This window comes from Mycobacterium sp. NGS24, from assembly GCF_059813065.1.
Window position 1 is genome coordinate 62,643 of record NZ_JCALDW010000017.1, and the last position, 14,264, is coordinate 76,906.

A 14,264-nucleotide genomic window follows, 5' to 3' on the forward strand; every position below is an offset into this window, starting at 1 on the left:
CGACGCGTGACCACCGTCCTTCATGCGCACCGGTTCGGACCGCCCGGCCCGGTCCGGCTGCTGGCGCTGCACGGGCTGACCGGTCACGGCGAACGCTGGCGACACTTTGCCAACTACGTGCCCGAGATCGCCGTGGCCGCACCCGATCTGATCGGGCACGGCAGGTCGTCGTGGGCCGCGCCGTGGACGATCGAGGCCAACGTCGCGGCGGTGGCCGCATTGCTGGACGCCGAAGCCGACGCGCCGGTGCTGGTGGTGGGCCACTCTTTCGGCGGCGCGGTGGCGATGCATCTGGCTGCGGCGCGACCGGATCTGGTGGGCGCCCTGTTGTTGCTCGACCCGGCGATCGGGTTGGACGGCCAGTGGATGTCGCAGATCGCCGAGGCGATGCTGGCCGCCCCCGATTACCCGGACCGCGATGAGGCCCGCCAGGAGAAGGCCGGCGGTTCCTGGGCCGACGTGGACCCGGCCGTACTCGAAGCCGACCTGGCCGAGCACTTGATCCGACTACCCAACGGACGATACGGCTGGCGGATCAGCCTGCCGGCAATGATGTCCTACTGGAGCGAGTTGGCTCGCGACGTCGTGTTGCCACCCGCCGGGATTCCCACGACTGTGGTGCGGGCCACGTGGACCGCACCGCCCTACGTCAGCGACGGGTTGATCGCCGCATTGCGTGACCGGCTGGGCGGCGAGTTCGAATTGGTGGACTACGAATGCGATCACATGGTGCCGCACGCCAAGCCCGATGCGGTCGCCGTGCTGGTGCGCAGGCTGTTGACAACGCGGTAGCGATGACGCAGATCACCGACGAGCAGATCGAGCGGGTGCGCTCGCTGGTCGCTGCCATCCCCCCGGGCCGGGTCGCCACCTATGGTGATATTGCCGCTGCCGCAAGGCTTTCCAGTCCACGCATTGTCGGTTGGATCATGCGCACCGATTCCGCGGACTTACCCTGGCACCGGGTGATCACCGCGTCCGGGCGACCGGCCCGGCATCTGACGTCTCGGCAGCTGGAACTGCTGCGTGCCGAAGGGGTGTTGTCGGTCGAGGGACGGATCGCGCTGAGCGAGGTCCGCTACGAGTTCGATTCCAGGACTTAGAGATTCATCCGGACCAGTGCCGCAGTGCGGGCCAGCCCGGGAAACGCCTCGGCGGTGGAACGCGGGTGCAGCGCATGAACGGCCAAACGGAATATCAACGCGCGCAACAACATCTGCGACCACTCGGGCAGTGCGTTCCACCGTTCGATGAGACCGTCGTCGGCCTCCCCCCACGACAATGCATCGACGACGACGACCCCGGCCGCCCAGGAGGCGGGACGCCAGTACGGGGTGATGTCGGTGACGCCGGGCGGGGCGGTGCCGGCGAACAGCACTGTGCCGTACAGGTCGCCGTGTACCAGCTGGTTGGGGCTGCGGGTCGGCTTGCGCAACGTCGCGAGTTGGTTGATCAGCTCGACCGATCGTTCGGCGTCCGCCGACGGCGGGGCGGTCCGCGCACCCGGCGGCACCGACTGCAGCGGACGTTCCTCCCAGGCGGCGCGATCGGCGGCGATGAAGACGTCGACGTCAGCCCAGGGGGCGGTGGGACCCTGGGTCAGAAAGCGGGGCCGCTCCAGTTTGCCGGTGGCCTCGTGCAGCCGGACCGCCGCAGAGACGACCTCGTCATGGCGGGCTTCGGGGGTGCCGGCGACGAAGGTGTCCGCCCGCCAGCCAGACACCACGTAGCGCCCGTCGGTGGACCGGACCGGGCGGGCCAGGCGCACCCCGTCGACGAACAAGGTCTCGCGCACCCGGGCCGACCACGCCGCACGGGCGTTGTCGGCAACCATGGATAACACCACCTCGCCGCACCGCCAGCCGCCCTCCCAGGCGGCACCCAGCGCCGCGGGCTCCGTACCGGTCAAGCCGAACGCCGCGAGCACGTGCTCCGGCGGCGGCTCGACACTCACGCCGGTCAGCCTAGTAGAGCCTGGCACAGCTACCACAGCTAACACCCGAATGCACCCGAGCTGATTCTGGCCGCCGGCAAGAAGGACGGATCTTCCGGCGGGTCCGCCGGCAGATCAGTGTGAGAAAACGGTGGCTTCACCGGGTTCGTGGTCGAGAACCCGGCGGTTGAAGATCATCAGGTAACCGAAGTACAACCCGCCCACCCCGAGCAGGCTCGTCACGATAATCAGCGGCACCACCGCGTCGGCGGGCGAGAGCAGTATGACCAGCGCGCATATCGACCAGATCAGCGCGAAGATCGCCACCGGCAGCTCGAACCGGCCGATGTCGAATGCCCCTTCCTGCCGGCCCAATTTGTTGCGCACCACGAGGTAGAGAACAACGATCATGCCGTACGTCAGCGCCGGGAAAACCGTCCCGGAGGTGATCAACTCCAGCAGAGCGTTGCCCGGCAGGACGGCGAGTACCGCAATCCCGATGACGACGGGCACGATGGTGGCTGGTATCGGCGTCTGCGTGCGGGGATTCACCCGTCGCATCAGTCGGTGTGCGGGAAACCGGTCATCGCGCGCCATCGCGAAGATCATGCGCGAGCAACTGGTCAGCGTGACCATCCCCCCGCCGAAGAAGGCAATCGCTATGGCGGACAGAAATATTCGCTCGGTCGCCGCTCCCAGTTGGTCGTGCATGATCATCGCGACGGGCGAGTCTGCGGCCGAGACCCTGGGAATGTTGTCGATGGCAATGGTCAGTGCGATCAGAAACAGCATGCCCAGCACACTGGCCGCCAACACCGATCCCACGATCGCGCGCGGCACGCTTCGGAAGGGGTCCTTGGCCTCCTCGGCCATGTTCGCTGCCGAGTCGAAGCCCACCAACGTTCCCAGTCCCACGATCATGACCGCCATCAACCCTCCTCCGAAGGCGAAGTAGTCCGTCGTGTTCGCGGTGATGCCTCGTGAAGTGAGATTGCCGACCGAGCCGTCTCCGGTTACGGCCACCGCCACCAGGAGCGCGACCACGAGGACCACAACGATCGTCAGCTCGACGGCAACCGCCGCCGAATTGATCAGCGCGACAATCTTTGTCGAGACAATCGCAAGCACGGCCTGGATCACCATCACCACTGCGGCGATCAATCGCGCCGTGTGCTCGTCGGGCGCCATGTTGAACAACGGCATCAGGCAGGTGCTGGACATCGCACTGTCGATCGCCATCAGCCCGGTGATCAGGTAGCAAAAGGTGAGCCAGCCGAAGAACCAGCCGATCTTGGGGTTGGCCAGCCGCGAACCCCATTGGTAGGACGAGCCGCTGAGTGGGATGCGGGCAGCGAACTGCGCGACCACCAGCGCAATGAGCAACTGGCCGACCGCAGCGACGATCCATGTCCAGATTCCCACCGGCCCGGCATTACGCAGCAGGTCGTCGTAGGTACCGAAGATGCCCACCGCCACCGAGATGAACGCGAAAGACACCGCGAACACCTGGAAAGAGCCCAGCGTTCGTTTGAGTTCTGGCTCGTACCCGAATTCTTCGCAGAACTCGTCAGAGGAGCCCGCGTCCGGCGCTGGCGATGTGTCTGTCATTCCTGGCCTCCGTCTCAGTGAGCACGAACTCTGGCCCTAGTACATGACCATGTCCGGCTGCATCTGCTTCGCCCAGGCCATGATTCCGCCCTGCAGATGCACCGCGTCGGAGAAACCGGCCCGCTTCACCGCGGCCAGCGCTTCGGCCGACCGCACGCCGCTCTTGCAGTACAGCACCGCCTTGCGATCCTGCGGCAGCTGCGACAGGCCCTCCCCGGACATGATCAGCGACTTCGGGATCAGCGTGGCGCCGTCGATGTGGTTGATGTCCCACTCGACCTGTTCGCGCACATCGATCAGGGCCAGCGAGGTGCCGGAGTCCAGCATCGTGCGCAGCTCGGCCGGGGTGATGGTCGAGCCCGCGACGGCGGCAGCGCCGTCGTCGGACACCGCGCCGCAGAAGTACTCGTAGTCGATCAGCTCGGTGATCTTCGGCGTCGACGGGTCCTTGCGGATCCTGATCGTGCGATAGCTCATCTCCAGCGCGTCGTAGATCATCAACCGGCCCAGTAGCGTCTCACCGATCCCGGTGATCAGCTTGACCGCTTCGGTCCCCATCACCGATGCGATCGATGCGCAGATGATGCCCAGCACACCGCCTTCGGCGCAGGACGGCACCATCCCCGGTGGTGGCGGCTCCGGATACAGGTCGCGGTAGTTCAGGCCCAGTCCGTTCGGCGCGTCCTCCCAGAACACCGACGCCTGGCCTTCGAACCTGTAGATCGACCCCCAGACGTAGGGTTTGCCCGCCAGCACGGCGGCGTCGTTCACCAGATACCGGGTGGCGAAGTTGTCCGAACCGTCCAGGATGAGGTCGTACTGGGCGAAGAGCTCGAGCGCGTTGTCGGCCTCCAGCCGGAATTCGTGCAGCCGCACGTCGATCAGTGGGTTGATGGTGGCGATCGATTCGCGGGCCGACTGCGCCTTGGGGCGCCCGACATCGGCGGTGCCGTGAATGACCTGGCGTTGCAGATTGGATTCGTCGACCACGTCGAAGTCGACGATGCCGATGGTGCCGACGCCGGCCGCGGCCAGGTAGAGCAGCGTGGGCGACCCGAGCCCGCCGGCGCCGATCACCAGCACCCGGGCGTTCTTGAGCCGCTTCTGTCCGTCCACCCCTAGCTCGGGAATGATGAGGTGGCGGCTGTAGCGGGCCACCTCCTCGCGGGTCAGCTCAGCGGCGGGTTCGACCAATGGCGGCAGCGATGACGACACATGACTCAGATTAGGCGCGTCCCCATGGCCGACGATGGAAAACGACTCAAGCGATGGGGAACGGCCAGGGGTTGAACCGGCAGGTTTTGCCGTCGGCCTTGACCTGATCGGGATCGAACTTGGCCCCGTCGTTATTGGCGGTGGAGAACGTCTGCTGCATCATCACTGGCGCCAGACCGCCCTGTTGGTCGCACGGCTCGTGCCGCACGTATCCGATGGCGTGACCGACTTCGTGGTTGACCACGTACTGCCGGTAGGAACCCACATCACCCTCGAACGGCAGCGCCCCGCGCACCCAGCGGGCTTCGTTGATGAAGACGCGCGATTCGCGGTCTGAACCGAATGACGGGTTGTAACACGACGTTTCCAGCGGAAATTCGTATCCGCAGCCCACCCGCACCGTCATCGGCGAGACCAACGAGATCCGGAAGTCCGGCTTGCCGCTGTCGATTCGGATGAACGCGAACTGCGGGTTGTGTGTCCAGCCTTTGGGGTTGTCCAGCGTCCGGTCGACCATCTGGGCGAACGCGTCGTCCCCGCCGTACATGGTGGGGTCCAGACCGTTCTCCACCTCGACGGTGTAGCGGAAGACTTTGGCGGTGCCTTGCCCGATCTGCGGCGTGGCGCCGGGAATCACCCGCCAGGTCTTGTCGCCGGCCTGGGTGAACGCACCACCCTCGGGCAGCGTGCCGGTCGGCAGGTTCGCGTCGAAAGCGGCCAGGCCCCGCGGCGGCATGTCCAGAATCGAGGTGCCGACCGCGCCGATGGTCGGCGGGTCTTTGTGGATCGAACTGGCCGACGGCCTCGGCGTATTGGTACCCGTCACCGTCTGGTAGGCCACCACCAGGGTGAGCACCGTGAGAAACGGCAGCGCGTAGGCGCGCCAACCGTAGGTCGATACGAACCGCCCCAGCCAGGATTGCTTGCGCCATTGGCGCGGACGGTCGCGGTCGGCGCGGACCCGTCCGGCGCTCTGACCCAGCGGGTCGCGCTGAGCCCGCAGCGGCTCGCGCCAGTCGTCACGCAGCACCGGCACCCGACCGGTATTGCGATCTGGCCGCGGCGACGTCATTTCCCCAGAATGGCACAGCTGCCGGTGGCATCCGGCCCTGGCGCGCCCGAAAACCGCCCTCGGTCAGGTGCTGGGACGCACTGTGACACCGGTTCGGATCGGCCGGACGCCGCAGGTAGTAGTCTTCTTGCGAAACACTGCGCGCCTTCGGGGATGGCAAAATGGGCGCACCACCAATGGATTGAGGGAGTGATGAGCGATCTCGCCAAGGCGGCGCCGCGACGCGCTGTCCGATCGGCCGACGGTGTCCGGCCGGGCGAAGGCGCAGCCCCCTCCAACCGGCGGGGCAGCCGGCTGCCGCGCGACGAACGTCGCGGTCAGCTGCTGATCGTCGCCAGCGACGTGTTTGTCGACCGCGGCTACCACGCCGCCGGGATGGACGAGATCGCCGACCGCGCCGGCGTCAGCAAACCGGTTCTTTACCAGCACTTTTCCAGCAAGCTCGAGTTGTATCTGGCGGTGCTGAACCGGCACGTGGACAATCTGGTGTCCGGCGTGCAGCAGGCGCTGGACCGGACCACCGACAACCGGCAGCGGCTGCATTCCGCGGTGCAGGCGTTCTTCGACTTCATCGAACACGACAGTCAGGGTTATCGACTGATTTTCGAGAACGACTACGTCACCGAGCCCGAGGTGGCCGCGCAGGTGCGGGTGGCGACCGAGTCGTGCATCGACGCGGTATTCGCGCTGATCGCTGAGGACTCGGGACTGGACCCGCACCGCGCCCGGATGATCGCCGTCGGCCTGGTCGGCATGAGCGTGGACAGCGCGCGGTACTGGCTGGACTCCGATCGACCGATTTCGAAGTCAGCTGCCGTGGACGGGACCGTGCAGTTCGCCTGGGGTGGTCTGTCGCACGTGCCGCTCACCCGCTCCTAGGATTTGGCCCCGCTGTCCGCCTTGGCCGCGACCTCCGCGCCGACGCCGAAGCCGACCCGCCGCGCATCGGCGACCCCGATCTCCACGTAGGCAATCTTGGCCGCGGTGACCAGGAACCGGCGTCCGCGCTCGTCGTTGAGGGCCAGTACACCCGCTTCGTCGCGCACCGCCGCGCCGACCAGTTCTTCCACCTCAGCCGGCGTCTGCGCGCTGGAGAACACCAGCTCGCGCGGACTGTCCGTGATTCCGATCTTGACCTCCACGCAGGCCCCTTCCGTTGGCGTATCCGTCGCAGGCGTCTCTCTGCAGCAGGCTAGTGGACGGGTCTGACCTACCCCGCCCCGCGCCCCCCGACTCGCAGTTCGCGGTAAGCGAACGAACCCGTCACGATTCGGTCTAACCGCGCCCGGATCCGGGCCGCACCCGAATCACATCGATACCATCGGCAACATCAGTACCATACGTAACACCCTCCACGATTTCTTCCGGGACCTCGAAGACTTCCCGGACGAGGAAGGCTACCCGGCCGACGACGACGGTTACGTCGAAGACGGCGACGGATACGTCGAAGACGAGGACGCCGACGAGACCTGGGACGACGAGTGGGCCTGGCCGGCCGACAACCGGTGGCGTCCGGCCGCTCTGCTGGTCGGCGCGGTGGCAGCTGTCGGCGCCGTGGCCACCGCGGTCATCATCAACAGCGGCGACAGCGCGACCACCAAGGCCACCGTCGGGGCCCCGACACCGAAGTCGGTGATTTCCACCACATCCCGGCCCTCCCCGCCCACCATGTCCCCGGCACCGACCAACCCGCCGACGACGCGACAACTGCCGCCGGAGACCGTCACCACCTTGGCGCCGCCCAGCATCGGGCCGACCAGGCTGCCCACCGCGGCGCCGCTGCCGACCACCACCCCGCCGGGAGCCGCCCTGAGTCCGCGCACCGTCATCTACAGCGTCACCGGCACCAAGCAGATGTTCGACCTGGTGAACATCGTCTATACCGACGCGCGCGGATTCCCGGTCACCGAGTTCAACGTGGCCCTGCCCTGGTCCAAGATGGTCGTGCTCAACCCGGGCGTGCAGACCGAATCGGTGATCGCGACCAGCATCTACGGCCAGCTGAACTGCTCGATCGTCAACGCCCAGGGTCAGTTGGTGAAAGCTTCGGCCAACAACTCGGCGCTGGCCACCTGCACCCGCTGAACCCGCTCAGCTCAGGCCGAGTTCGTGCATCCGCTGATCGTGCGTCTTCTGCAGCCGATCGAAGAACGCGCCGAGCTGACCCAGCCCGCCTCCGCCGGAAAGTACCAGGTCAACCAGCTCATCGTGGTCGGCCAGCAGGTACTGAGCCTGGGTGATCGCCTCGCCGAGCAACCGGCGGGACCACAGCGCCAGCCGACTGCGTTGTTTGCCGCTGGAGGTCACCGCGGCGCGCACTTCGGCCACCACGAACTGGGAATGCCCGGTCTCGGACAACGTCGCGCGGACCACGTCGGCGATCTCGTCCGGCAGGCCGCCCGCGATCTCCAGATACAGATCGGCGGCCAGCGCATCCCCGACATAGGTTTTCACCAGAGCTTCCAGCCACGTACTCGGAGTGGTCAGCCGGTGGTAGTTCTCCAGCGCGGACACGTACTTCGACATCGCCCGGACGACGTCGACACCACGGCTCTCCAGCGCGTCGCGCAGCAGTTCGTAATGCCCCATTTCGGCGGCAGCCATGCTGGCCATCGAGATGCGGCCCTGCAGATTCGGCGCCATCCGCGCCTCGTCGGTCAACCGGTAGAACGCCGCCACCTCGCCGTATGCGAGCAGCGCGAACAGCTCGTTGACGCCGGGATGATCGGCGGAGAGCTGGGATCCGGGCGAATCCGCCACCTCGTCGGCAGATGAAGGTGGAGGCATGGCAACACTCTAATAGGCCGGCTCCGAAGAGTACGGGTCACGCCGGATGAGCAGGTATCATGGATAACTGGTAGTGGCTGAATCTGTGCTGCCACCGCCGAGGAAATGTGCGTGCACGTAGCCGCCCGCCCAAAGATCGACCAGGAGCGCGGGCCCGGCGAAGTAGTCGGAATCGGATTTCGTGCGCGCGTGAACCGCGACACAGACAGAGCACGAACTAATCCGAACCAGTTCGATTACTTCACCGGAAGGCTTCAACCCGCGTATGACCGCACTCAAAAATGCCCCTGAACTCACCTTTGCCCAGCTCGGAGTGCGCGACGAAATAGTTCGCGCACTCGCCGAGAAAGGCATCGAGACGCCCTTTGCCATCCAGGAACTGACCCTGCCGCTCGCGCTTGACGGCGAAGACGTGATCGGCCAGGCCCGTACCGGCATGGGCAAGACCTTCGGGTTCGGCGTGCCGCTGCTGCAGCGCGTCACCTCCGAAACCGCGACGCGACCGCTTACCGGCGCCCCGCGCGCCCTGGTGGTCGTGCCCACCCGCGAGCTGTGCCTGCAGGTCACCAACGACCTGGCGTCCGCGGCGAAGTATCTGACCGCGCCGAAAGACCCCGAGGTCGCCGACGGGGCGCAGCGCCCGCTGGCGGTGGTCTCAATCTACGGCGGCCGGGCCTACGAGCCGCAGATCGAAGCGCTGCACAAGGGCGCCGACGTCGTGGTGGGCACGCCGGGCCGGCTGCTCGACCTGTGCCAGCAGGGTCACCTGCAGCTGGGCGGACTGTCCGTCCTGGTGCTCGACGAAGCCGACGAGATGCTTGACCTGGGCTTTCTGCCCGACATCGAACGCATTCTGCGGCAGATCCCGGCCGACCGGCAGTCGATGCTGTTCTCGGCGACCATGCCGGATCCGATCATCACGCTGGCCCGCACCTTCATGGTCCAGCCCACCCACATCCGCGCCGAGGCGCCGCACTCGCTGGCCGTGCACGACACCACCGAGCAGTTCGTCTACCGCGCCCACGCGCTGGACAAGATCGAACTCGTCAGCCGCATCCTGCAGGCCGGCGGCCGCGGCGCGACCATGATCTTCACCCGGACCAAGCGCACCGCCCAGAAGGTGTCCGACGAGTTGCAGGAGCGCGGTTTCGCCGTCGGCGCCGTGCACGGTGACCTCGGACAGATCGCGCGCGAGAAGGCCCTCAAGGCATTCCGCTCCGGCGACATCAACGTGCTGGTCGCCACCGACGTCGCGGCCCGCGGTATCGACATCGACGACGTCACGCACGTCATCAACTACCAGTGCCCCGAGGACGAGAAGATGTACGTCCACCGGATCGGACGCACCGGCCGCGCCGGCCGCACCGGCGTGGCGGTCACCCTGGTGGATTGGGACGAGCTCGAACGCTGGTCCGCGATCGACCGGGCACTGGGCCTGGGCTCGCCCGACCCGGCCGAGACCTACTCCAACTCCCCGCACCTGTACACCGAGCTGTCCATCCCGGCCGAGACGGGCGGCGCCGTCGGCGAACCGCGCAAGGCCCCGGTCAAGCGCCGCGAAGCCGGCGACGAGAGTTCCAGCCGTCCCCCCCGTCGCACCACCAAACGCAAGCGCACCCGCGGCGGCAAGCCGGTCACCGGGCATCCCGTCGCGAGCGGTGACGCTGCTGACGACCCGGGCACGCCCGCGGCACCCGGGACGACCTCCGGTGCCACGTCCAGCTCGCCGGCCCGGCGGCGGCGGCGTCGTCGCAAGCCGGCCGATGCCGCCCCTTCGACGATCTAGCCGACCAGCACAGCCATACTCAGCGCATGGTCCGACCTGAGCGCCGAACCAAGGCCGACATCGTGGCTGCCGCGACCATTGCGATCGTCGTCGCGGTCGCGGCGGCGCTGATCTGGTGGACCAGCGACGCGCGGGCCACCGTCAGCCGGCCGGCGGCCACCCCCGCAACCGCGCCCACGCCCGTCCGTGAGGTTCCTACCACGCTGCATGAGCTCTGGAGCGCACCCAGTGCGGCGACCCGGGTTCCGGTGGTGGTGGGTGGAACGGTGACCACCGCCGCTGGACGCCTGGTCGAAGGGCGCGACCTGACCACCGGTCAGCCACTGTGGAGCTACTCGCGCGATACCGACCTGTGCGGGGTGACCTGGATCTATCGCTACGCCGTCGCGGTCTACCGGGACGACCGCGGCTGCGGTCAGGTCAGCACCATCGACGGATCGACCGGCCGCCGCGGACCTGCCCGCAGCAGCTATGCCGATCCGCAGGTGCGGCTGTCCTCCGACGGCACCGCCATCCTGTCGGCGGGCAGCACCCGGCTGGAGATGTGGCGCTCGGACATGGTCCGGATGCTGGCGTACGGCGAGACCGACGCCCGGGTCAAACCGTCGGCGCGGGGTTTGCACTCGGGCTGCACGCTGGAATCCGCCGCGGCGAGTTCATCGGCGGTGTCGGTCCTCGAATCGTGCGCCGACCAGGCCGACCTGCGCCTGCTGCTGCTGCGTCCCGGCAAGGACGACGACGAACCCCAGCAACAGGTGGTGCAGGAAGCCGGCGTGCGGCCGGGCACCGGGGCGCGGGTGCTGGTGGTCTCGCAGAACCGCACCGCGGTGTACCTGCCGACCCCGCAGCCGCACGTCGACGTGGTCGATGAGACGGGCGCCAGGGTGGTAAGCCTGCCGCTGGACGGTCCGCCGTCGGCGTCGTCGGTGGTGTCCACGACCGGCAGCCTGGTCACCTGGTGGACCGGAGATGCGCTGCTGGTGTTCGAAGCCGGCGACCTGACCCTGCGCTACACCATCGCCGCAGGAGATTCGGCGGTTCCGGTGGGGCCCGGGGTGATGATGGCGGGCCGGCTGCTGGTGCCGATCACCGGTGCGATCGGCGTCTACGACCCGGTCAGCGGGCAGCCCAGTCGCTATATCGACGTGCAGCGATCGCCCAGCAGTGCCGCGGTGATCCCGGTGGTGTCCGGTTCGCGGGTGATCGAGCAGCGCGGTGACACCGTGGTCGCGCTGGGCTAATACTCCACGCTGAAGGTGGGCAGCGGCTTACCGGTCTTCCAGTGCTTGAGCAGCGCCTCGGCCAGCTCGCGGTAGGCCATCGCCCCTTTGTTCTTGCGCCCGGCCAGCACCGAGCAGCCCGACGCACTGGCTTCGGCGAAGCGCACCGTGCGCGGGATCGGCGGTGCCAGCACCGGCAACTCGTAGCGGTCGGCCACGTCGAGCAGCACGTCCCGGGTATGGGTGGTCCGCGAGTCGTACAGCGTCGGCAGGGCGCCGACCAGCCGCAGATTCGGGTTGGTGATCTGCTGGACGTCGGCGACGGTGCGCAGGAACTGGCCGACGCCGCGGTGCGCCAGGGTCTCGCACTGCAGCGGCACCATCACCTCGTCGGCGGCGGTGAGCCCGTTGAGGGTGAGCACACCGAGCGACGGCGGGCAGTCGATGATCACCACGTCGAACGCGTCGGCGAGTTTGGTCAGCGCCCGCTTGAGTGCGTATTCGCGGCCGGCCCGCATCAGCAGCATCGCCTCGGCACCCGCCAGGTCGATGTTGGCCGGGAGCAGCGTCATGCCCTCCGAAGTCGCCACCAGCGCCGCGTCGGGCTCCACCTCGCCGAGCAACACCTCGTGCACCGACACGGGCAACTTGTCGGGGTCCTGGCCCAGCGAGAAGGTCAGACACCCCTGAGGGTCGAGGTCGACGAGCAATACCCGCTTTCCTTTGTCCACCATCGCCGCACCGAGCGACGCGACCGTCGTCGTCTTGGCCACCCCGCCCTTTTGATTGGCCACCGCCAGCACGCGCATGTCGCTCATGGTGCCCATACTGGCATGTATCAGATCGTCTGGTTCGGGTGGCGGGCCCGGCGGGGTTCCGGCGTGTCTCGGGCACAATCGCTGGCATGGGCGTGCAGAACCACCGGCTGTTGTTGTTGCGCCACGGCGAGACCGAATGGTCGAAATCCGGCCAGCACACCGGGCGCACGGATATCGAGCTGACCGACGCCGGCCGGGAGCAGGCGGAGTTCGCCGGGGTGGTACTCGGCGACCTCGGCCTGACGGACCCGTTCGTGATCTGCAGCCCGCGGCGCCGCGCGCTGGCCACCGCCGACCTGGCCGGCCTCATCATCGATCAGGTCACCCCGCTGCTCGCCGAATGGGACTACGGCGAGTACGAGGGTCTGACCACCCCGCAGATCCACGAATCGGACCCCGACTGGCTGGTGTGGACGCACGGATGCCCCGGCGGGGAAAGCGTCGCGCAGGTCAGCGAACGCGCCGACCGGGCCGTAGCTCTGGCGCTGGAGAACATGCAGAACCGGGACGTACTGCTGGTCAGCCACGGCCACTTCTCCCGCGCGGTGATCACCCGGTGGGTACAACTGCCGGTGCGCGAAGGCAGCCGCTTCGGCATGCCCACCGCGACGATCGCCGTGTGCGGGTTCAAGCACGGCATCCGGCAGCTCAGTCAGCTCGGGTTGAGCTGTCATCCCCGACCGAATGCGCTGACGTGAACCCGGAACCGCCTTTCGCGCTGATCGGACCGCGGGGGACCCTGGTTGCCGACGGCGTACGGGCACGTTACGACGATCTGCGGGCGGCCCAAGCGGCCCTGCGTTGCGGTGCCGCACCAATAGTGTTGGGCGCGTTGCCATTCGACGTGAGCCGACCGGCCGCGCTGGTGGTCCCGGAACACGTCGGCGCGCTTCCCGACTGGCCGACGGGTCCGCTGCCGACGGTTCGCATCGACTCGGCCGTGCCGCCCCCCGCCGAGCACCGCTCCCGGATCAGCCGCGCCCGCGAGCAGCTGGCCGCCGACGACAACCCGCTGCACAAGGTGGTGCTGGCCCGGGCGCTGCAGTTGTCCGCCGACGCGCCGCTCGACCCCCGCGCGGTGCTGCGCAGGCTGGTCGCCGCCGACGCCGACGCCTACAGTTTTCTGGTCGACCTGAGCGCAGCCGGCGGCGACTACGTCGGGTCCGCGCTGGTGGGCGCCAGCCCGGAACTGCTGGTCGCGCGTTCCGGCGAGCGGGTGGTGTGCCGGCCCTTCGCCGGCTCGGCACCGCGCTCCCCCGACCCGGACACCGATGCCGCCAACGCCGCCGCGCTGGCCGGATCGGCCAAGGACCGACACGAGCACCGGTTGGTCATCGACGTGATGCGGGCGGCGCTGGAGCCGCTGTGCACCGACCTGACCATCGCCGCAGAGCCGCAGCTGAGTCGTACCGCGGCGGTCTGGCACCTGTGCACCCCGGTGACCGGCCGGCTTCGCGATACCTCAACCACTGCAATCGATTTGGCGTTGGCGTTGCATCCCACCCCGGCGGTCGGGGGGGTGCCGGCCGACGCGGCCGCCCAGCTGATCGCCGCGCTGGAAGGCGACCGCGGCTTCTACGCCGGCGCGGTCGGCTGGTGCGATGCCCGCGGGGACGGTGACTGGGTGGTGTCGATTCGGTGCGCACAACTTTCGGCCGACCGGCGTACCGCGCTCGCCCACGCCGGCGGCGGCATCGTGGCCGAGTCCGACCCCGACGACGAAGTCCTGGAAACCACCACGAAATTCGCCACCATCCTCAATGCGTTGGGAGTCGCGCAGTGACCATCCGTCGCGCCGCACCGGGCGATGTCGCCGACATCACCG

At 67.9% G+C, this 14,264-nt stretch carries 15 protein-coding genes; 8 read left to right on the plus strand and 7 right to left on the minus strand.

What is annotated here, in order from left to right; translation table 11 throughout:
- The first annotated feature begins 6 nt into the window (after positions 1–6).
- Positions 7–792 carry an alpha/beta fold hydrolase gene (locus AC5Y6Y_RS19725; RefSeq protein ID WP_473139221.1) on the plus strand — a complete coding sequence of 262 codons (786 nt, stop codon included), beginning with the start codon at positions 7–9 and terminating at the stop codon, positions 790–792.
- 2 nt (positions 793–794) lie between these two features.
- On the plus strand, positions 795–1,103 hold the full coding sequence (locus tag AC5Y6Y_RS19730) for an MGMT family protein (RefSeq protein WP_473139222.1): 309 nt from the start codon (positions 795–797) through the stop codon (positions 1,101–1,103).
- Here the strand turns inward: AC5Y6Y_RS19730 and AC5Y6Y_RS19735 are convergent.
- The 4 genes from AC5Y6Y_RS19735 to AC5Y6Y_RS19750 all read right to left on the minus strand — a co-directional run bounded on the left by AC5Y6Y_RS19735 (position 1,100) and on the right by AC5Y6Y_RS19750 (position 5,828).
- Positions 1,100–1,954 carry a TIGR02569 family protein gene (locus tag AC5Y6Y_RS19735; RefSeq protein ID WP_463828229.1) on the minus strand — a complete coding sequence of 285 codons (855 nt, stop codon included), beginning with the start codon at positions 1,952–1,954 and terminating at the stop codon, positions 1,100–1,102. The two genes, AC5Y6Y_RS19730 and AC5Y6Y_RS19735, sit on opposite strands and share 4 nt — an antisense overlap.
- A gap of 114 nt (positions 1,955–2,068) precedes the next feature.
- Positions 2,069–3,541, minus strand: coding sequence for an APC family permease (locus AC5Y6Y_RS19740; RefSeq protein WP_463828230.1), 1,473 nt, complete (start codon positions 3,539–3,541; stop codon positions 2,069–2,071).
- A gap of 36 nt (positions 3,542–3,577) precedes the next feature.
- Positions 3,578–4,756 (minus strand): adenylyltransferase/sulfurtransferase MoeZ, encoded by a 1,179-nt coding sequence (gene moeZ / locus AC5Y6Y_RS19745; protein ID WP_473139223.1) that lies wholly within the window; start codon positions 4,754–4,756, stop codon positions 3,578–3,580.
- 46 nt (positions 4,757–4,802) lie between these two features.
- Positions 4,803–5,828: a DUF3152 domain-containing protein gene (locus tag AC5Y6Y_RS19750; RefSeq protein WP_463828232.1), complete on the minus strand. Its 1,026-nt coding sequence runs from the start codon at positions 5,826–5,828 to the stop codon at positions 4,803–4,805.
- Positions 5,829–6,020: 192 nt separating this feature from the next.
- Here AC5Y6Y_RS19750 and fasR point away from each other — a divergent pair, with 192 nt between their 5' ends.
- Positions 6,021–6,707, plus strand: coding sequence for an HTH-type transcriptional activator FasR (gene fasR / locus AC5Y6Y_RS19755; protein ID WP_463828233.1), 687 nt, complete (start codon positions 6,021–6,023; stop codon positions 6,705–6,707).
- Here the strand turns inward: fasR and AC5Y6Y_RS19760 are convergent.
- Positions 6,704–6,970 (minus strand): DUF3107 domain-containing protein, encoded by a 267-nt coding sequence (locus AC5Y6Y_RS19760; protein ID WP_463828234.1) that lies wholly within the window; start codon positions 6,968–6,970, stop codon positions 6,704–6,706. The two genes, fasR and AC5Y6Y_RS19760, sit on opposite strands and share 4 nt — an antisense overlap.
- A 196-nt stretch (positions 6,971–7,166) precedes the next feature.
- On the opposite strand from AC5Y6Y_RS19760, the gene AC5Y6Y_RS19765 reads away from it, so the two are divergent.
- Positions 7,167–7,913 (plus strand): MmpS family transport accessory protein, encoded by a 747-nt coding sequence (locus AC5Y6Y_RS19765; protein WP_473139287.1) that lies wholly within the window; start codon positions 7,167–7,169, stop codon positions 7,911–7,913.
- Between the two features lie 6 nt (positions 7,914–7,919).
- On the opposite strand, the gene AC5Y6Y_RS19770 is transcribed toward AC5Y6Y_RS19765, so the two are convergent.
- Positions 7,920–8,615 carry a ferritin-like fold-containing protein gene (locus tag AC5Y6Y_RS19770; RefSeq protein WP_463828235.1) on the minus strand — a complete coding sequence of 232 codons (696 nt, stop codon included), beginning with the start codon at positions 8,613–8,615 and terminating at the stop codon, positions 7,920–7,922.
- 265 nt (positions 8,616–8,880) lie between these two features.
- Here AC5Y6Y_RS19770 and AC5Y6Y_RS19775 point away from each other — a divergent pair, with 265 nt between their 5' ends.
- Positions 8,881–10,401, plus strand: coding sequence for a DEAD/DEAH box helicase (locus AC5Y6Y_RS19775; protein ID WP_473139224.1), 1,521 nt, complete (start codon positions 8,881–8,883; stop codon positions 10,399–10,401).
- 26 nt (positions 10,402–10,427) lie between these two features.
- Positions 10,428–11,642 carry an Rv3212 family protein gene (locus AC5Y6Y_RS19780; protein ID WP_473139225.1) on the plus strand — a complete coding sequence of 405 codons (1,215 nt, stop codon included), beginning with the start codon at positions 10,428–10,430 and terminating at the stop codon, positions 11,640–11,642.
- Here AC5Y6Y_RS19780 and AC5Y6Y_RS19785 read toward each other — a convergent pair.
- Positions 11,639–12,439 carry a ParA family protein gene (locus AC5Y6Y_RS19785; protein WP_463828238.1) on the minus strand — a complete coding sequence of 267 codons (801 nt, stop codon included), beginning with the start codon at positions 12,437–12,439 and terminating at the stop codon, positions 11,639–11,641. The genes AC5Y6Y_RS19780 and AC5Y6Y_RS19785 overlap by 4 nt on opposite strands.
- Before the next feature lie 86 nt (positions 12,440–12,525).
- Here AC5Y6Y_RS19785 and AC5Y6Y_RS19790 point away from each other — a divergent pair, with 86 nt between their 5' ends.
- On the plus strand, positions 12,526–13,137 hold the full coding sequence (locus AC5Y6Y_RS19790; RefSeq protein ID WP_473139226.1) for an acid phosphatase: 612 nt from the start codon (positions 12,526–12,528) through the stop codon (positions 13,135–13,137).
- On the plus strand, positions 13,107–14,222 hold the full coding sequence (locus tag AC5Y6Y_RS19795) for an isochorismate synthase (RefSeq protein WP_473139288.1): 1,116 nt from the start codon (positions 13,107–13,109) through the stop codon (positions 14,220–14,222). The genes AC5Y6Y_RS19790 and AC5Y6Y_RS19795 overlap by 31 nt, the downstream gene beginning before the upstream one ends.
- Positions 14,223–14,264: the final 42 nt, after the last annotated feature.